The sequence below is a fragment of the Ruegeria arenilitoris genome, from assembly GCF_013030265.1.
Lineage (GTDB): Bacteria > Pseudomonadota > Alphaproteobacteria > Rhodobacterales > Rhodobacteraceae > Ruegeria > Ruegeria arenilitoris_E.
The window spans coordinates 392597-410509 of record NZ_WPZQ01000003.1 but is presented as its reverse complement, the minus strand read 5'-3'; the positions used below and the strand labels follow the sequence as shown (position 1 = coordinate 410509).

General features: G+C 57.7%; 22 protein-coding genes. 15 read left to right on the top strand and 7 right to left on the bottom strand.

Translation table 11 applies throughout. The annotated features are described in order from the left end of the window. Positions 1-3: 3 nt before the first annotated feature. Entirely contained in the window at positions 4-816 is an 813-nt protein-coding gene (locus GOX61_RS07310; RefSeq protein WP_170332471.1) for a protein-disulfide reductase DsbD domain-containing protein, read from the bottom strand. Between the two features lie 146 nt (positions 817-962). On the opposite strand from GOX61_RS07310, the gene GOX61_RS07305 reads away from it, so the two are divergent. After that, positions 963-1517, top strand: coding sequence for a YqgE/AlgH family protein (locus tag GOX61_RS07305; protein WP_170332470.1), 555 nt, complete (start codon positions 963-965; stop codon positions 1515-1517). Here GOX61_RS07305 and GOX61_RS07300 read toward each other — a convergent pair whose 3' ends face one another. Continuing rightward, entirely contained in the window at positions 1518-2468 is a 951-nt protein-coding gene (locus tag GOX61_RS07300; RefSeq protein WP_170332467.1) for an L-threonylcarbamoyladenylate synthase, read from the bottom strand. Positions 2469-2604: 136 nt separating this feature from the next. Here GOX61_RS07300 and GOX61_RS07295 point away from each other — a divergent pair, with 136 nt between their 5' ends. The 7 genes from GOX61_RS07295 to GOX61_RS07265 all read left to right on the top strand — a co-directional run bounded on the left by GOX61_RS07295 (position 2605) and on the right by GOX61_RS07265 (position 9115). Further along, on the top strand, positions 2605-4308 hold the full coding sequence (locus GOX61_RS07295; protein WP_170332464.1) for an acyl-CoA dehydrogenase: 1704 nt from the start codon (positions 2605-2607) through the stop codon (positions 4306-4308). Then, complete coding sequence (locus GOX61_RS07290; protein WP_170332462.1) at positions 4308-5354, top strand: MBL fold metallo-hydrolase; 1047 nt, start codon at positions 4308-4310, stop codon at positions 5352-5354. The genes GOX61_RS07295 and GOX61_RS07290 overlap by 1 nt, the downstream gene beginning before the upstream one ends. A gap of 6 nt (positions 5355-5360) precedes the next feature. Then, positions 5361-5813: a DUF6173 family protein gene (locus tag GOX61_RS07285; RefSeq protein WP_170332626.1), complete on the top strand. Its 453-nt coding sequence runs from the start codon at positions 5361-5363 to the stop codon at positions 5811-5813. A 64-nt stretch (positions 5814-5877) separates the two neighbouring features. Further along, positions 5878-7716 (top strand): glycerophosphodiester phosphodiesterase family protein, encoded by a 1839-nt coding sequence (locus tag GOX61_RS07280; protein WP_170332460.1) that lies wholly within the window; start codon positions 5878-5880, stop codon positions 7714-7716. After that, positions 7703-8263, top strand: a complete 561-nt coding sequence (locus GOX61_RS07275) for a hypothetical protein (RefSeq protein WP_170332458.1) — start codon at positions 7703-7705, stop codon at positions 8261-8263. The genes GOX61_RS07280 and GOX61_RS07275 overlap by 14 nt, the downstream gene beginning before the upstream one ends. A 66-nt stretch (positions 8264-8329) precedes the next feature. Further along, positions 8330-8464, top strand: coding sequence for an aa3-type cytochrome c oxidase subunit IV (locus tag GOX61_RS07270; RefSeq protein WP_155149726.1), 135 nt, complete (start codon positions 8330-8332; stop codon positions 8462-8464). 18 nt (positions 8465-8482) lie between these two features. Further along, positions 8483-9115, top strand: a complete 633-nt coding sequence (locus GOX61_RS07265; RefSeq protein ID WP_170332456.1) for a hypothetical protein — start codon at positions 8483-8485, stop codon at positions 9113-9115. Here the strand turns inward: GOX61_RS07265 and GOX61_RS07260 are convergent. Next, the gene (locus GOX61_RS07260) at positions 9104-9436 is read right to left on the bottom strand and encodes an AzlD domain-containing protein (RefSeq protein WP_155149728.1); all 333 of its coding nucleotides are present in this window, start codon (positions 9434-9436) and stop codon (positions 9104-9106) included. The two genes, GOX61_RS07265 and GOX61_RS07260, sit on opposite strands and share 12 nt — an antisense overlap. Further along, positions 9433-10149: an AzlC family ABC transporter permease gene (locus GOX61_RS07255; protein ID WP_170332454.1), complete on the bottom strand. Its 717-nt coding sequence runs from the start codon at positions 10147-10149 to the stop codon at positions 9433-9435. Before GOX61_RS07255 ends, GOX61_RS07260 begins: the two co-directional genes overlap by 4 nt. On the opposite strand from GOX61_RS07255, the gene GOX61_RS07250 reads away from it, so the two are divergent. The 6 genes from GOX61_RS07250 (at position 10148) to GOX61_RS07225 (ending at position 15329) form a co-directional block, all read left to right on the top strand. Continuing rightward, positions 10148-11104 (top strand): formate dehydrogenase accessory sulfurtransferase FdhD, encoded by a 957-nt coding sequence (locus tag GOX61_RS07250; protein ID WP_254436784.1) that lies wholly within the window; start codon positions 10148-10150, stop codon positions 11102-11104. The genes GOX61_RS07255 and GOX61_RS07250 overlap by 2 nt on opposite strands. Before the next feature lie 123 nt (positions 11105-11227). Continuing rightward, complete coding sequence (locus GOX61_RS07245) at positions 11228-12181, top strand: AEC family transporter (RefSeq protein ID WP_170332452.1); 954 nt, start codon at positions 11228-11230, stop codon at positions 12179-12181. Between the two features lie 48 nt (positions 12182-12229). Then, the gene (mobA, locus tag GOX61_RS07240) at positions 12230-12874 is read left to right on the top strand and encodes a molybdenum cofactor guanylyltransferase MobA (RefSeq protein WP_170332450.1); all 645 of its coding nucleotides are present in this window, start codon (positions 12230-12232) and stop codon (positions 12872-12874) included. After that, the gene (gene mobB / locus GOX61_RS07235; RefSeq protein WP_170332448.1) at positions 12871-13362 is read left to right on the top strand and encodes a molybdopterin-guanine dinucleotide biosynthesis protein B; all 492 of its coding nucleotides are present in this window, start codon (positions 12871-12873) and stop codon (positions 13360-13362) included. Before mobA ends, mobB begins: the two co-directional genes overlap by 4 nt. Before the next feature lie 99 nt (positions 13363-13461). Continuing rightward, the gene (locus GOX61_RS07230; RefSeq protein ID WP_170332446.1) at positions 13462-14739 is read left to right on the top strand and encodes a molybdenum cofactor synthesis domain-containing protein; all 1278 of its coding nucleotides are present in this window, start codon (positions 13462-13464) and stop codon (positions 14737-14739) included. Further along, complete coding sequence (locus GOX61_RS07225; protein WP_367646946.1) at positions 14736-15329, top strand: GNAT family N-acetyltransferase; 594 nt, start codon at positions 14736-14738, stop codon at positions 15327-15329. The genes GOX61_RS07230 and GOX61_RS07225 overlap by 4 nt, the downstream gene beginning before the upstream one ends. Here GOX61_RS07225 and GOX61_RS07220 read toward each other — a convergent pair. From GOX61_RS07220 to GOX61_RS07210, 3 genes are all read right to left on the bottom strand, one after another. After that, positions 15326-16321, bottom strand: coding sequence for a hypothetical protein (locus GOX61_RS07220; protein WP_170332445.1), 996 nt, complete (start codon positions 16319-16321; stop codon positions 15326-15328). The genes GOX61_RS07225 and GOX61_RS07220 overlap by 4 nt on opposite strands. Positions 16322-16335: 14 nt before the next feature. Beyond that, entirely contained in the window at positions 16336-16806 is a 471-nt protein-coding gene (greA, locus tag GOX61_RS07215) for a transcription elongation factor GreA (protein ID WP_155149743.1), read from the bottom strand. A 137-nt stretch (positions 16807-16943) separates the two neighbouring features. Further along, the gene (locus GOX61_RS07210; RefSeq protein WP_170332442.1) at positions 16944-17324 is read right to left on the bottom strand and encodes a VOC family protein; all 381 of its coding nucleotides are present in this window, start codon (positions 17322-17324) and stop codon (positions 16944-16946) included. 86 nt (positions 17325-17410) lie between these two features. Between GOX61_RS07210 and soxR the strand changes: the two genes are divergently transcribed. Continuing rightward, on the top strand, positions 17411-17866 hold the full coding sequence (gene soxR, locus GOX61_RS07205) for a redox-sensitive transcriptional activator SoxR (protein WP_155149747.1): 456 nt from the start codon (positions 17411-17413) through the stop codon (positions 17864-17866). The last annotated feature ends 47 nt before the right edge of the window (positions 17867-17913 follow it).

The window sequence follows — 17913 nt, the reverse complement described above, 5'->3', positions numbered from 1 at the left end:
CTATCAGCCCGCGCTGCATCCCTGGATATCGACCGAGTGTTTCGCACCCAGCACAGTAATCCGAACTTCGGAACGGTCCAATGCGAACGGACCGCCCGACGCGCTGATGACCTCGGATCTTGCAACCAGAGTATTTCCGTTCCGTGATGTTTCGGGCGGTGACGCCCAAAGCGTTGGATTGCCCGGTTCAATGACAGCGATTTCCTCACCGCCGCTTGAGGGCATGGTGATATGCGCTTCGATCTGCATACCGTCTGCTGTTGGCGTGAGATGGCACGCGGCTTTGGCGACACCTGCTTCGCGGGCCGAATATGGGCGTTGCGCCAGTGCAGCGGCAATCGCTGGATTACGCCCGGCATTCGCATCTACGGTGTGGTCGAAATCCAGACGCCCGGGAACGCAGACATCTTTGCAGACGCCCAGATCCATCTCGCCGCGCAGTCGCACGGGTTTCTTTGCATTCCTCGGCGTGATCTCAATCGGCAGAACCAGCTGGTCTTCGTAGCCGATTGAACGCAACCCATTCTGGTCAAAGACATGAGGTGCGGGCCAGGTGATCGAGATATCCTCGATATTGGCCGATCCGCTCCAGTCAAACTGAGGTGGAATCCCCGCATCGCCGGGTGCGCGCCAATAGGTTTTCCAGCCATCTTTCAAATCCAGCCGAAGCGCGCCCAGATAGGTGCCCTTGGCAGTCTTCCCACCATCCAGAATCTCGAGCTGAACAAGGTTGTCGACCCCCTGCGCGATGGCGGGGGCGGCAAAACAGAGACTTGCTGACAAAGCAGCCGCGATGGGTTTGCGAAATGACTTCATGCTACATACATGCGTGTTACGGCCCGGATTGCCAAGTCACGTTCCGGTCACCACGATGAAATCGGGGGAATTCGCCGTTGGTCCCTTGCCAATGCCCATTGCACGGGGCCATTGTTGAACCAGTCAGTGCCAAGAGATTTCTACCTATGGAACTTACCGGAAAACTGTTGATTGCGATGCCCGGCATGGGCGATCCGCGCTTTGATCATTCGGTGGTCTATATGTGTAGTCATGGCGATGACGGGGCGATGGGTCTGATCATCAACAAACCCTCTGATCTGCGGGTCAAAACCCTGTTGGGGCAGCTCAATATTCCATGTCAGATCCCGGTAGTTGGTGAGCGTCTGGTTCATTTTGGCGGGCCGGTCGAAATGTCCCGCGGTTTTGTACTGCACAGCTCGGATTATGAAGCCAACCTGCATTCGATGCAGATTACGGATGACTTCAGCATGACGGCCACACTGGATGTTCTGGAAGATGTGGCCGCAGGGCGTGGCCCGCTGAATTCGATGCTCATGCTTGGCTATTCCGGCTGGGGGCCGGATCAGCTTGAAGATGAGATTGCAATGAATGGCTGGCTCACGACTGAAGCCACACCAAAGCTGGTCTTTGATGTCCCCGACGATGAAAAATGGGCGGCGGCGCTTGCCTCGCTTGGTGTCGATCCTCTGACCCTGTCAGCCAGCGCCGGTCGCGCCTGATCAGCTGTCGCGCGGGGCCGCTGCACGCCGCAGACGGTCATTGATTGCTGCACCCAGCCCATTATCGGGGATCGGGGTGACAGCTATCGGGCGCCCTGAGCCGTCGAGCTTATGTAATGCTGCAAACAGATTGGCTGCCGCTTCAATCAGATTTCCTTCAGCAGACAGGTTTTCGTCGCACTCTACTGTCCCGAAACCTAACAAAACCTCGTCCCCCTGACGCGATTGCGCATTCAGGCGTACGGATGCATCCGGCGCATAGTGGGATTGCAGCTGCCCGGGTGCCGTCAGCAAATCTCCGGACTTGTGGTGGTGTAACTCGGTACCAAGAACGGCTTCGATGTCTTCCAATGCCACACCTCCGGGCCGTAGCAGAGCCGGCTCGCCCGCAAGGCCGACGATGGTGGACTCAAGACCGACACCACAAGGACCGTCATCCAGAATGGCCGCAATACGCCCATCCAGACCTTCGCGAACATGCTCCGCGGTGGTGGGGCTAATCCGGCCGGATGGGTTGGCCGAGGGTGCCGCGACCGGACCGTCAACCGCCTCGAGAAGCGCGCGTGCCGTCGGATGTGCGGGAACGCGGACAGCCAAAGTGTCCAGACCCGCCGTTACCAGCGAAGACACTCCATGACCATCACGCAAGGGCAGAACCAGTGAAAGGGGGCCGGGCCAGAAAGCATCCGCCAGTTTTTCCGCCTGATCGGACCACTGCACGAAACGCTTGGCAGCTTCGGCCGAGGCGACATGCGCGATCAGCGGATTGAAGCTTGGCCGTCCTTTAGCTGCGTAGATAGAGGCGACCGCCTCACCGTTTCGGGCGTCACCACCTAGGCCGTAGACGGTTTCGGTCGGGAAGGCGACCAGCAAGCCCTGACGCAGCAGGTCAGCAGCCTGAGCGATACCGGATGGATCGGCGGATAAGTATTCAGTGCCGTTAGGGATCATGTATGGTGACGCCGCGTTTTGGTTGCTTGCAACATAGGGAAGCGTAGGTAATCGTCCCAGCCCAGATGATTAACGGCGTGGCTTGTGGAATCCAAGCCCATGTGTACAAGGCGCCAGATAAACTCCGAGGGAAGCCATGCCATATCGCGCTCCAATCTCCGATTACGAGTTCCTGCTCAGCAATGTTGTGGGGTTTGACCAGGTCGCCGCCACCGACAAGTTTTCCGAGGCCAGCGCGGACGTGGTCAGCGCGATCCTGTCCGAGGCGGGCAAGATGTGCGAAGAGGTCTTGGCTCCGCTTCAGCGTCCCGGCGATCTGGAACCAGCCCGGCTGGAAAACGGTGTTTTGCGTACGTCAACTGGTTATGCCGATGGCTGGAAAGCGATCGCCGAAGGCGGATGGATCGGGATGAGTGGCGATCCCGAATATGGCGGCATGGGGCTGCCGATGACCGTGACCACCGCCGTAAACGAAATGATGAGTGCGGCTTGCCTGTCGCTGCAGCTGGCTCCGTTAATGAGCCAGGGACAGATCGAGGCGCTGGAACATCACGCGAGCGATGAGCTGAAAGAGCTGTATCTGCCCAAGCTGATGTCAGGTGAATGGTCGGGAACGATGAACCTGACTGAACCGCAGGCCGGATCGGATGTCGGGGCGTTGTCCTCAAAGGCTGTGCCTAATGGTGACGGTACCTACGCTGTGACCGGGCAGAAGATCTACATCTCGTGGGGTGACAACGACTTTTGCGAAAACATCTGTCATCTGGTGCTGGCACGCCTGCCCGATGGCGTTTCGGGCACCAAGGGCATTTCGCTGTTCCTGGTGCCTAAGTACATTCCGGATGAAAACGGCAAGCCCGGCGTCGCGAACGATCTCAAGGTCGTCTCGCTCGAGCACAAGATGGGTTTGCACGGCTCTCCGACCTGCGTGATGCAGTATGACGGAGCGACTGGTTGGCTGGTCGGCAAGGAACATGGCGGTATGGCGGCCATGTTTACCATGATGAACAATGCGCGTCTGGGTGTTGGCGGGCAAGGCGTCGGCTCCGCCGAAGGAGCCTACCAGCATGCACTGGCCTATGCGTTGGAGCGGAAACAGGGCAAGACACCTTCCGGCACAATCATCGATCATGCGGATGTGCGTCGTATGCTGACCGAAATGCGCGCTGATGTCTTTGCAGCGCGAGCGATCATGCTGGCCAACGCCCAAGCCATCGATATGGCGCAGGCGACCGGTGATGCAGAATGGGCGGCTCGTGCCGCGCTGCTGACGCCGATCGGCAAGGCCTTTGGTACCCAGACCGGGATGCGGGTCGCCGAAACAGGTGTGCAGGTGCACGGTGGCATGGGCTTCATCGAAGAAACCGGGGCCGCGCAGTACTACCGCGATGTCCGCGTGACAGCGATCTACGAAGGTACCAATGGCATTCAGGCAATGGACCTTGTTGCCCGCAAGATGATGGATGGTGGTGAGGCAGCCTCGCGCCTTCTGGACGAGATCGAGGATCAGGCTGAAAAAGCCCGGGCGACCGTGCCCGAACTGGCTGGTCCGGTCTGGGAAGCAACCGAATCCCTGCGCGAAGCCACCGAATGGCTAGTGTCGCAGGATGACCTCAATAACCGCTTCGCCGGGGCGGTTGCCTATCTCAACGCTTTCGCGCGGGTGCTGGGCGGGCACTACCACCTGTCTGCAGCGCTGGCTGATCCGGACGGTCCGCGGGCGAAACTGGCTCGCTACTACATCAACGCTCTGCTTCCTGAACATGCAGGCCTTCTGGCACAGGCGCAGAACGGTGCCGAAGACCTCTTTGCGCTCAGCGCCGATGAGTTGGCCGCGTGATGGACGGCGTGCAGCCTCCGGCGATCCGATACCCCTGGTCCGAACCACCGGCACCGGGTGAGGCCATTGAAGTCGCCGATGGTGTTCTGTGGATGCGTCTTCCGTTGCCGATGGCGCTGGATCACGTAAACGTCTATGCGCTGGATGACGGTGACAGCTGGACTGTCATCGACACCGGCATGTCATCGAAAAAGACGCGTGGCATCTGGGAGCAACTGATGTCCGGCCCCTTGTCTGGGAAACCGGTCAAACGCATCGTGGTGACACATCACCACCCCGATCATGTCGGGAATGCGGGTTGGTTTCAGTCAGAACACGGTGCCGAACTGATCACCAGCCGTACAGCCTGGCTGTTCGCCCGGATGCTGACGCTGGACGTTCAGGAGAACTGGCCTCAGGAAACGCTAGATTTCTATCGCAGCGCAGGTATGGCTGCGGACGTTCTTGAAAAGCGTATGGCCGAGCGGCCGTTCAATTTCTCGGACACTGTTTATCCGATGCCGCTGGGCTTTACCCGGATCAAGCAGGGCGACGTGATCCATATGGGCGGGCGCGACTGGGATGTGCATATGGGCAATGGCCATGCCCCCGAACATGCCACGTTCTGGAGTCGGGACGACAATCTGGTGCTGACTGGTGATCAGATCATCAGTTCGATCAGCCCCAACCTGGGCGTCTATGCGACGGAACCCATGGCCGATCCGGTCTCGGACTGGCTTGAGGCTTGTGAGCGTCTGCAATCGCTGGCGCATCCGGATCAACTGGTGTTGGGCGGTCACAAGCTGCCGTTTACCGGATTGCCTGTACGGATGCGGCAACTGATCGAAAACCACCATGGCGCGCTGGCGCGTTTGATTGACGAACTGGATACGCCAAAGGCCGCCGCCGATTGCTTTGCTCCCTTGTTCAAGCGACCAATTCGCGAAGGTGAATATGGCCTCGCACTGGTCGAAGCGGTTGCACACCTGAACCATCTCTACCACATTGGGTCTGTGAGCCGGTCGCGTCGCGTGGACGGGGCATGGGAATACCAGCGCAAAGGGTAGATGCGTATGCAGGACAAGATCGAAACATCGGCCGAGGCTGCCGAGGCAGCAGCGTTGCCACGCTGCTATGAAGTGCATGCCAACCCGAATGCTGAATCCGGCACCAAAGCTCTGCCCGAGCCCCTGCAAAAGCCCGTTGCAACCAAAAGCCCCGCCCAATGGGCATATGAGCGACTGATCCTGTACATTCAGAACTTTGAAAAGACGCTGGATGGCGATCATGAAGTTGCCATGGGCTTTACCGGAGGCGACGCGGGCGTGATGCGGATCGAAGGGATGGGGTATTTCGATCCCGATATCATCACCTTCTATGGTTCAGATGGCGCCGGCGCACGTACGCAACTGGTGCAACATGTCAGCCAGCTGAACGTGATGCTGCGTGCCTTGCCCAAGTCCGTTGAGGATAAGCCTGCCAACCGTATCGGTTTCCGACTGGCGGCAGATCTGGAAGAAACCTGACAACCTGACTTGCAATTCACGCTTTCGCAGCCTTGAATGAGTGCGATACTCAGGAGGGCGCCGCGTGACATATTTCTCAGCTGTTACAAATGCCTATGCCGGTGCCTGGGCCCGGCGGCGGGTCTTTGTGCCGATCTATATTGCCGTGCGGTTGCTCTTGGTGGCCCTGATCGCGCCGGGTGTTGCCATCGCTGTAAATCTGGCCGTTTCGCTGTCCAATCAAACAGCGCTGACGGATCAGGACATCGCAATGTTCATCCTTTCCCCAGCAGGATTTATCGCTGCGATCGTGGTTTTGAGCCTGTTTCTGCTGGCAGAAGTCTTCGTGTTTTCTGTCATGGCAGGCTCACTGCGCATGGGTGAGCGTGATCCATGGCGCGCAGGCAGTGCCGCCATCCGTCTGATCCTGTCACGTCTACCTGCGCTGTTTGGCTTTGCAGTGCGCTTCATATTACGGGTTCTGTTGCTGGCCCTGCCATTCGTGGCGGTCGCCGGAATAATCGCGTGGTGGACGCTGACCGAGTATGACATCAACTATTATCTGACCTTTCACCCGCCTGCCTTTAAGGTTGCCGTTGTTCTGATCGGGATTGTCGTGCTGGCACTGGCATGGGTCCTGATCCGCAAGCTCTCGGCCTGGGCTTTGTCCTTGCATCTGGTTCTTTTTGAAGATTGTGCACCCTCTGCCGCGTTTGATCAGAGCGCTGAACGGATGGAAGGCAAGCGTGGCCGCCTGAAGGTTGAGCTTGTGTTGTGGCTGGCTCTGCGTTTCGTCATCGCGGCACTGATTGCAGCTGTTGCAGGCATATTATTCGCGTTGGTGCCTTTGCAGGATGGGGTAAATCTGAGATTTGCTTTGACCCTGAGTTTGCTGGTGGCTGGACTGTGGTCTCTGGCCGGGCTGGTTTTGGCAGCGACTGCACTGGGTGCGTTGGCGGTGCTGTTGGACGGGTTCTTTGAAACCAAAACCGGTGAAATCCCGCATCCCGAACCCGCAAACATACGCACACCCATGTTTTTGACGGTTGGCGCTGCAATAGCGGCGTTGCTGTTTGGATTGTGGATGGGGCAGGGCCTGCTCGAGCGGGTTCAGGCCCCTGATCATGCCGAGGTTATCGGTCATCGCGGTGCTGCTGCGCTGCGCCCGGAAAACACCATGGCCTCGGTCCTGAAGGCGATTGAGGATGGCGCGGATTGGGTCGAGATTGACGTTCAGGAGACCGCAGACGACGTGGTTATCGTCGCCCATGACAGTGACTTCATGAAGCTTGCTGGCGTGAATCTGAAGGTCTGGGACGCCACGATGGAGGATGTGGCTGAAATTGATATCGGCAGTTGGTTTGGTCCGGAGTATGCCACAGAACGCACCCCGACTCTGCGGCATGTTCTGAGTGCGGCGAAGGGAAAGTCCAAGGTCATCATAGAGCTGAAGTACTATGGCCATGATGTCGATCTGGAAAACCGTGTGATTCAGATCGTTGAAGAACTGGGAATGCAGGATGACATTGCGACAATGTCGCTGAAATACCCAGCTGTCCAAAAGATGAAATCTCTGCGCCCCGATTGGCGTTCCGGTGTTTTGGCCGCGACAGCCATTGGAGACCTGTCCGGCCTGGAAGGGGATTTTGTCGCCGTCAACGCTGCGATGGTCACTCCGGGCCTTATCCGGTCGGTTCATGATGCAGGCAAGGATATCTACGTCTGGACCGTGAATGACCCGTTGCAGATGTCTGCAATGGCTTCGATGGGTGTGGATGGCCTGATCACCGATCGGCCTGCGATGGCCAACGAAGTGCTGAGGGTTCGCGCTGAAATGGGGCCGGGTGAGCGGTTGCTGCTGTGGCTTGCAACAACCTTTGGTCTTTCGGTGGATACTGAGGCAATGCGCGATGAAAGCCCCTGAACTGTCGTTAGTTCTGGCTTGTCTGGCAGTTCCCGTTCAGGCGCAAGAATTGATGCGCGGTGTAGAAATGCCGGGCCACCGCGCATTGATTGAACAACGCGGTACTGCTGAACTGACAGAGTTTGAAACCGACGGATGCTCGGGCGGTATGTCGGCAAGCTGGCGGCTGGTGGCGGACACCTTTCCGGAATTCGCAAGGCTTTACGAAGAGCGCCCCCCTTGGGAAGACTGTTGCGTCATTCACGATCGAGCCTATCACAACGCTGGCGGTGCATTACGTGCAGAAGATAGCTTTGACGCCAGACTATCCGCAGATCAGACACTGCGGTCCTGTGTCAAAGAGCACGGGAATGCCCATGCCGAAGAATACGCGATCCGTTACGACATGACACCAGATCAGGTCCGATCGGCACATTCCATTACTGCAGAAGGCATGTACATGGCGGTCCGTTTTGGCGGGGGTCCCTGCACCGGCCTGCCATGGCGCTGGGGGTTTGGTTACCCAAACTGCTCAGTCTTTGCTCTGCCCACCCCTGCGCGGGAATGACGTGGTGACAGGCCCTGAGTTTTCCATTATTCAACCGATAAACACGCGAATTGGGATTCTAGAGACATGGCTGAATACAAGCACGGCGAGATGGACATCACCGTTCAAACCAAAACCTTTGACGGTTTCATCAAATTCACCACATGGTGCGTTGTGGCGATCGTCCTTCTGTGCCTGTTCCTGGCAGTGTTCGCTGCGTAAATCTGGGCGAGTGCATCCGTGATCAGGATTTTGATTGCCTGCCTTCTGGCAGTGACCGTGGCTGGCTGCGCAGTATCCAAGCGTCCGCAAGCCGATCAGGCTGAGATTGTTGCGCGATCCTATCAGGATCCGGGTCCCTCCACACTCACGCTCTATACCATGATCAACACCCGTACAGGGTCTGGCGCGCACACATCCTTGATGATCGGCGCCAGCGAGCGGGTAATTTTTGATCCGGCGGGTTCTTTCCGGGCAGATATTGTGCCAGTCAAGGATGACGTCCTGTATGGAATAACCCCAGCTGTTGAACGGGCCTATCGCAGCTCGCATGCACGCGAGACGCACTATGCCCTCGTTCAGACGATCGAGGTCAGCCCACAGCAGGCCGAGGTTGCCTATCAGCTTGCCAAGCAATCCGGACCGGTGGCGGGGGCCTATTGCGCCAATTCCACCTCTCGGATTCTACAGCAGGTTCCCGGGTTCGAGCAGATCGATGTGACCTTTTTCCCGGTCAAATTGGCAGAGCAATTCGGGCAAATCCCGGGCGTCGTGACCACGGAATACCGGGAATATGACGATGCGGACCTTCAGAAAGGTCTTGCAGCAAACAATGCGCGCCTCAATCAGCAGGCAGCGGGTTTATCCCAGTAAATACAGCAGACCATAAAGTGTGGCGGCCCCGGTAAAGATGGCCGCCAGCACATTCTTGGTGACAAGACCAACGGTCAGGGCAACTGCCGCTGCAGCCATGCGTGGTGCATCAGGCTGCCCCGCAGTTGCGGATGGCCAGACAACCAGTGGCGCAATCAATGCAGGCAGGATCGCAACCGCCGTGTAGCGCAGATGGCGCAGCAGCCATGGTGGCATCGGGCGATCCCCGACAAATCCGATGAAGACAAAGCGCAGGGTATAGCTGCCGACAGCCAGCCCTACGATGATGGTCCACATGGTTACTGGATCGACCTGGTTCATGCGTTGGCCTTTCTGCGTTCCATCATCAGTTCAGCCTGCGCACCAGCCATCATTCCGGCACACCCCGCGATCAGCAGACCAAGATTGTAAGGGATGGCCACCGTCAGCAGCGAAACGACTATTGCGACCATCGCGGCGACAACATGGGGCAGCGTTCGCATCATTGGGCCAATCATCGCCAGAAACGTAATTGGCAGCGCAAAATCCAGCGCCCAGCTTTCGGGAATACGCGTGCCAAGCACGGCACCCATGTAAGTGGCCAGAATCCAGAGCGGCGTGATCGGTGCCACAGAACCAAAGAAGTAGGCCATGCGCTGCGGGATAGTCAGATCGGGTTCTTTCTCGAACTGCACGATCGAGCAGGCATAGGATTGATCGACCGTCAGATAGGCTGCGATAGCGCGCTGCCACATCGGAGCGGCCCCCAGATAGGGGGTCAGCGAGGCTGAATACATCGCCATCCGCAGATTGACCGCCAAAGCCGAAACCAGGATGATCGCTGTTGGTGTGTTTTCCTGAAGCAATTGCAGCGCTGCAAACTGCGCGGCCCCGGCAAACACCGTCGCGGTAAAGGCCATCGTCTGCACGATATTCAGCCCTGCTTCGGTCGCGAAGACGCCAAACAGGGTGCCAAATGGGATCGCTACGAAAATGAACGGGGTTCCATCGCGAAAACCCTTCCAGAAGTATGACTTGGATGTGGTGAATGCCATGGCTAAATCCTATGGTGTTGGACAAAGCAGTAGCTGGCTTGTGAAAGGGTTGCAATTGGCCGTCGAAACAGATCTGTCGGAATACATCATCGCGCCAGACCCAAGTGCCGCGCGCCTGACACGCGCAGTTGAGGGCGTGGATCAGAATGGTGATGTCAGCAACATTTCCGTGGTCGAGGAGCGCCCGCTGACGATATTCCTGAATTCACAGGAAATCGTGACGGCAATGACGATCGGAGACTATCCGGAGTATCTGGCGCTGGGCTTTCTGCGCAATCAGGGCATGTTGCTGCCCGATGATCAGATCACGCGGGTTGATTATGACGACGATCTGGAAACTGTCGTTGTGCGTACCGCGCGTGAAACCTCTTACGAAGACAAGCTGAAGAAAAAGACCCGCACCAGCGGATGCGCCGTGGGCACGGTATTCGGAGACATGATGGAAGGGCTCGAGGATGTGCGCCTGCCACAGGTCCAGGTCCGGACGTCATGGCTTTATGATCTGGCGGCCAAGATCAATCGCACCCCTTCTCTTTATCTCGAAGCGGGGGCGATCCATGGCACTGTCCTGTGTCGCGAGGATCGTCCACTGGTCTATATGGAAGATGTCGGACGCCACAATGCCGTGGACAAGATTGCAGGCTGGATGCTGTCCGAAGGGGCGGCAGCCGAAGACAAGATACTCTATACGACGGGACGGCTGACCTCGGAGATGGTAATCAAGACGGCGATGATGGGCATCCCCGTTCTGGCCTCACGATCAGGCTTCACCGCATGGGGCGTCGAAATCGCGCGCGAAGTTGGCCTGACCCTGATCGGCCGCATGCGTGGTCAGCGGTTTGTCTGCCTGTCTGGCGAAGACCGACTGGTCCGAGACGTCGACCCCGCAACCGTGGCGGTAGAAGACAAGAAGCATCGCCGGAAGAGCGCTGCAGACTTACCGGCCCCCGACTGAGTATGCTCGGATCGTCCTGATCCAAAAAACACTGCAAAATCCTGAAGATATGTCCTAGGGTGTCGCAATGTGCGGCCCGTTTCCCGGGCCAAAGCGCCGGCCATATTTTAGATTGGGGTTTGCATGGAACTCATTAATCTCATCGCACCGGTTTTTGCGGTCATCCTTACCGGGTACGTCTTTTCCTGGACCAACCTGTTGGCCAAGGACACCTCAGAGTCGTTGGTGCAGTTTGCGGTTTATGTCCTGATCCCAGCGATCATGTTCTATCTGATCGGGCAGGAAAAGTTTGAAAACCTCCTCAACTACGGCTTCTACCTTGCCTATGGGGGAACTCTTCTGGCGCTTTTTGTGGTGCTGTTCATCGGCTTCCGGCTGGTACTGGGAAAGCAAGTTGGTTCCGCCACCGTTGCGGCATTCGCGGCCGTTGCCTCCAACACCGCGCTTGTCGCTCTGCCTGTGCTGCATGCGATCTTTGGTGCAAGCGGGGCGCTGCCTGCCGTGCTGGCAAATCTGGTGGTGGCGATGCTGCTGTTGTTGCTGACCACCATTCTGGAAAGCAGCTCGAGGCAATCGGCGGCGACAAAAACGCCTGTGCCGACGATTATCCTGAACATCCTGAAAAACCCGATCATCGCCGCGACGCTGGCCGGCGTCATCTATTCCTTCACCGGGATCGGTTTCGCAGACGCTGTTTCAGATTACCTCGCACTGCTGAGCCAGGCACTGGCCGCAGTTGCACTGTTTGCAATCGGGTATACGACCAGCGTCCGTACGATCCTGCAGACCGGCCCTCTGATCTTGTTTCTGACCCTGACGAAACTGATTGTCGCCCCCGGCCTTGTGCTGATTGCTGCGCATCTTGTGGGGCTTGATCCGCTCTGGACGATTGCGGCGACGGTCTCGGCGGCGGTGCCGACTGCAAAGAATATCTTTCTGTTGGCAAAACACTATGATCAGGAACCTCAGCTAGCGGCACATATTGTCTCGGCAACTTCGTTTCTGGCGGTCGGAACGCTGATCATGTGGCTGTTTGTCCTGCATCAACTTTATCCATCGGCATTTCAGCTAGGCTGAAGGAACTGTAGGGTGGCAGCGGCATTGGGCGTAGAACGAGGTTAGAGAATGAAGCGACCTTTGGGGGTTATCCTCGCTGGTGGTCTCGCCACCCGAATGGGCGGCGGAGACAAGGGTTTGCTGCAACTTGGCGGGCAGAGCCTATTGAGCCATGTGATCAACCGTCTCGCTCCGCAGGTGGACAGGCTTGCGCTGAATGCCAATGGTGATCCTGCGCGCTTTGCCGATTTTGATTTACCGGTGATTGCAGACACGATCGAAGGGTTTGCCGGACCACTGGCCGGTGTTCTGGCCGGTCTGGATTGGGCTTCGGAACAGGGTGCGGACAGCATCGTGACCGCTGCCGCCGACACGCCATTTTTCCCGCACGATCTGGTTATGCGGTTGATGAATGCGGCTGAGGATCAGAAACATCCTCTGGTCATGGCAACGACACCACGTACCGGAGAGGAGGCGCTGAAATCCGGAGGTGGAAAGCGGGTCAATCGGCACCCCACCTTTGGGCTTTGGCCGGTGGGCCTGCGGGACGATCTGCGGGCGGCTTTGAATGACGGGCTGCGCAAGGTGGTTCTGTGGACCGACAAGCATGACGGGCGTGAGGCGCTGTTTTCAGCTGACCCATTCGATCCGTTTTTTAACGTTAACACGCCCGATGATTTGCAACTGGCGCAAGACATGCTGGAGCGCGCATGAGGATATACGGAGTCACCGGTTGGAAAGACGCGGGCAAAACCGGATTGATGGAACGGTTGGTGGCTGAAATTACACGGCGTGGTTTTTCCGTTTCAACCGTAAAGCACGCCCATCACGCCTTTGATGTCGATCAGCCGGGGCGTGACAGCTATCGCCACCGGACGGCTGGCGCCAGTGAGGTTCTGTTAGCCTCAGGCAAGCGCGTGGCGCTAATGCAGGAACTTCGCGGCGCTCCGGAACCGTCACTGGAGAAATTGCTTGGCCGCCTGTCGCCTGTCGATCTGATTTTGATCGAGGGCTATAAACGCGAGCGGCACCCCAAGATCGAGGCTTTTCGAAAAGAACCCGGAAATCCCCTGATCGCGGCCAATGACGAGACTGTTCGCGCAGTCGCCAGTGACACGGAACTTACTCTGGATCGTCCGGTTTTTGATCTGAACGACACGCAAGCGATCGCTGACTTTGTGCTCCAGGAGGTTGGATTGTGAGGCCAATCCCCCAAATATCAAAGTCTAAGGATCAAGGTATTCCAGACACGTCCAGCGGATCAGAGACCTGAGTGGCGGCGAACAAAAGGAACGTTGAAATTGACCAGTTCGCAAAACAAACCCGACATTGCGCCGCCGCCTTTGCAGAACGATTGCTTCGCTCTGCCCGCAGGGGTGAACTGGACGCCGGTTGATGATGCGCTGGCGTTGCTACGCGACAGGCTGAGGCCCGTGACGGGGGTAGAGACGCTGCCGCTGATGCAGGCGTCTGGCCGTATTCTTGCGGAAGACATGATCGCACAACGATCCAACCCGCCGCAGCGCAACACCGCTGTTGATGGCTATGGATTTGCGGTGGAAATTACAGACGGAACCTATGTTTTGCCTTTGATCGAAGGACGGGCGGCAGCGGGTATCCCATTCGATGGTCAGGTGACCGAAGGTTCTGCGCTCAGGGTTCTTACTGGCGCAGCGTTACCCGATGGTGTCGATACGGTCATACTTGAGGAAGATGTCACGGTTCAGGACGGCCATATCGCCTTTCGTGGCCCCTTGAAGCGAGGTGCCAATACGCGTCGTGCGGGCGAGGATGTGGCGGCAGGAGAGCTGGCCCTGTCTGCAGGCCGCAGCTTGAACCCAGCGGATCTGGCGCTTCTGTCGGCGGTCGGAGTGTCTGAAGTGCCTGTTCGTCAGCAATTGCGTGTGGCGGTCTTGTCGACCGGGGATGAATTGGTTGAGCCGGGCGCTGCCGCAGGTCCGGGGCAGATTTATGATGCCAACCGCCCCATGCTGTTGTCGCTGATCGAACGGATGGGATTTGTGCCGGTCGATCTGGGGCGTGTCTCTGATAGCCGCGAGGCCCTGCGTACTTGTCTGGATGAGGCAGCGCAGAATGTGGATGTGATCCTGAGCAGCGGTGGCGCCTCGGCGGGGGATGAAGATCACGTTTCAGCCCTGCTGCGCGATGCTGGAGCAATGCAGGAATGGCGCATAGCACTGAAACCCGGACGCCCGCTGGCATTGGGCATGTGGAATGAAACGCCCGTATTCGGATTGCCGGGCAACCCCGTGGCAGCAATGGTATGTAGCCTGATTTTCGCACGCCCTGCGCTTTGCCTCATGGCGGGGGCAGGCTGGTCTGAACCTCAGGGGTTTGAGCTGCCTGCAGGTTTCGAAAAACGAAAAAAACCGGGTCGCCGCGAATACCAGAGAGCCCGGGTTAGGGACGGTCACGTTGAAGTGTTCCATTCAGAAGGTTCGGGACGTATCAGCGGCCTCAGCTGGGCCGAAGGACTGGTCGAGATCGAAGATGGTGAGCGCCATATCAAACCGGGTGATCCGGTTCGGTTCATTCCCTATGGAAGCTTTGGGTTGTGACAGTTTCGGTCTCGCGCGGTTTCAGTGAAGCTGAGCGTGGTCTGGCAGCGCACCTGTTCTGGCAGGCGTTTTCGGGCAAGCTCAACAAGGTCATGGGTCCTGAGGAACGCGGGATCGCGTTCTTCGAGCGCGTCCTGAACCCCGACTATGCACTGGTTGCGCGGGATAAAGATGGGCAGATGCTGGGACTGGCCGGGTTCAAAACATCATCCGGCGGGCTGACTGAAGGCTCGATTACAGATCTAGCCCAGGTCTATGGTTGGCTTGGCGGCACGTGGCGCGGTCTGATCCTGAGTGTGCTCGAACGCAAAACGCAGCCCAGTGTATTTCAGATGGATGGAATTTTTGTGGCTGCCGAAGCACGCGGGCAAGGGGTCGGGACGAAGCTGCTATCTGCCATCAAGGCGGAGGCGCTGCGAACCGGAATGACCGAAGTCCAGCTGGACGTTATCGACACCAACCCTCGTGCACGCGAACTGTATGCGCGCGAGGGCTTCAGGGTCGTGGGACAGGAAGAAACCGGACCTTTTCGTCACTTGTTCGGCTTTAGCATTTCAACGCGGATGAGCTGGCCTGTCCCGAAAGACTAGTCGAAGGTTCCGGCGACTCGACCCAGCAGCATGAACGCCCGCGCGGTTCGGGTCTCACCCAGCGCGGTCAGATCGGCATCGCTGGCTGCGGGTTCGAACTCCACGATCATGTTGTCGAAGCGACGCAAAAAATGATGGGCTGCATCCCGGAATATCGGATCCTGCTTCATCCGGGCCGATGTCAGCGCCAGCGAGGAGCGATCCCGGATGCCGCCGAGCGCTGCGACGGCGCGCCCTCGCGCGCCTTGGGCAAACTGACGCCAAACCTCAGGGCGGGCCATGTCGGGCCGCAGGTCATCCATGTAGATGCCTTCTTGGCTCAGCAATGTCAGAACATCCTGCGACGCTTGTACCAATTGCGCGGTCTTTCGGTCCTTCAGCGCCAGTCGCAATGCATCGAACCCAACGGTGTCTTCCGCAGTTTCGGGGAAGTTCAGCGCGCGAATGAAGATATCTGTGGTCAGGGGCGGCGCAATGTCTTCGGCCGAAGTCCCGAGCTCCAGCGAGGTCTGATCACCAGTTCCGTTTGTCGACGGGGTAATCCTTGCCAGCTCGGTACGCTGGGACGAAAAGGTTGCCAGTGCGGTTTCGGTGTTTTTGGCGGTCTCAGCTATTTCATCCAGCTTCTTGCTGACTGTTGGCTCATAGGTGCTGGCTGCTCGTTGCTGCTGTATGACATAGGCGTTGCGAATGGCATCGATCGCGGTTTGTAGCCGGGCACTTTCTTCGCGCATGATCCGACTGGCGCGCATCGCGGTGGCCGCAACCCAGATCATCGCGACAGGCATGAACACTGCCAGTAGGGTCACCACAAACCCACCGGTTTGATTCGGACCGGGCATGACCAGAAAGACCACCGCCACGATCAGCCATAATACGCTCAGCGCGATGGCTACGATCTCGATAATTGTCACCGAAGGACGCCCCGGGCGATCATAGATGCCCAGCGACGTCGGACGCTCGGTTTCCTGGTCAGGTGTTGACCCCGACATGTTACACGCTCCGGTCAGGAGTACTGGATACTCAGAATCTCATAGGACCGCACACCACCGGGTGTGCGAACCTCTACACTGTCACCTTCGTCCTTGCCGATCAGGGCACGGGCGATGGGGGATTTGATGTTCAGCAGACCGTTTTCGATGTTGGCTTCGTACTCACCAACGATCTGCCAGGTTTTTTCTTCATCGGTGTCTTCGTCCACCAGCGTGACCTTGGCACCGAATTTGATGGCGCCTGCCAGTTTTTTGGGGTCGATGACATCGGCCAGAGACAGAATGCCTTCCAGCTCTTTGATGCGGCCTTCGATAAAGCCCTGCTTTTCTCGGGCCGAGTGATACTCGGCATTTTCTTTCAGATCGCCAAGCTCACGCGCCGAAGCGATGGCTTCGATGATCGCCGGGCGCTCGACGGATTTGAGGTTTTTCAGTTCCGCCTCGAGCGCGGCGTTGCCAGCAGGCGTCATTGGAATTTTTTCCATTCTCTTGTCGTCCACGCAGAAATTGAGTCGCCCCGCCGCACTAAAGCGTCGGGGCGACAGATGGGGTTAGCCATTACCTGAACCAATCAGGGCGGGGATTGCAAGAGGGCTATGCTCACCAACGCGCGGAATACGGCCTAGTCGTAGCTGATAACTTCAAATTCGATGCCATTATCATCTTCGAAGTAGAACCTTTTCCCTGGCTCGTAGTCGGCGTGATTGTGGGGCTCAAAGCCCGCCTCGCGTACCTTTGCCTCGGTGGCGTCTATATCTTCGACCAGAACACCGACATGGTTCAGCCCGCCGACGATGTCATAGCTGCTTTCGCCCGACGGCTTTGGATTACCGGGTGCGTAGAGCGCAAGGTAAGTATGGGCGCTGCCCACATGCACGGTGTACCCACCAGCGATTGCGGGGCCTTCCCAGCGGGTTTTCCAGTCAAACACCTTGTGCATCCATTCAGCCGAGGCTTTGGGGTCGCGAACGGTGAAGTTGGTATGTTCCAAAGTTGCCATCATGGGATCTCCTTTTCAGATTTGGCTTGTCCCGACTCACCGTAATTTCTAAACCTAACTTAAGGTCAAGGTATTATTTGGAGATTCAGATGGCCGTATCAGATGGGTTGTCGATAGGGGCATTGGCACGCAGAACCGGATTGGCAGTTTCTGCGATCCGGTACTACGAAGCACAGGGTTTGATCTCGCCCTGGCGAAACCCGGGCGGACAACGACGTTATCAGAGGGCAGATATCCGGCGGCTGAGTTTTGTCATGATCGCCCAGCAATTCGGACTGACCCTGCCTGAAATCCGAGAGGTATTGTCCGGTCTGCCGGGGAACCGTACGCCGACCCCCAAGGATTGGAAGGAAATCAGCAAGGGCCTGCGTTCTCATCTGGACCAGCGAATCGATACCCTGATCCGACTAAGGGATAATCTGGACGGGTGTATCGGGTGTGGGTGCCTGAGTTTGCCGAAATGTGCCCTATATAACCCCGATGACCGGGCAAAATCGCATGGTAGCGGTCCCAGATACCTCATGGGTGACGCTCCAGAGGGGTGAACTGCCGCATTGCAGCGATGTTACGCCGTGTTTTGATTGACCAAGGT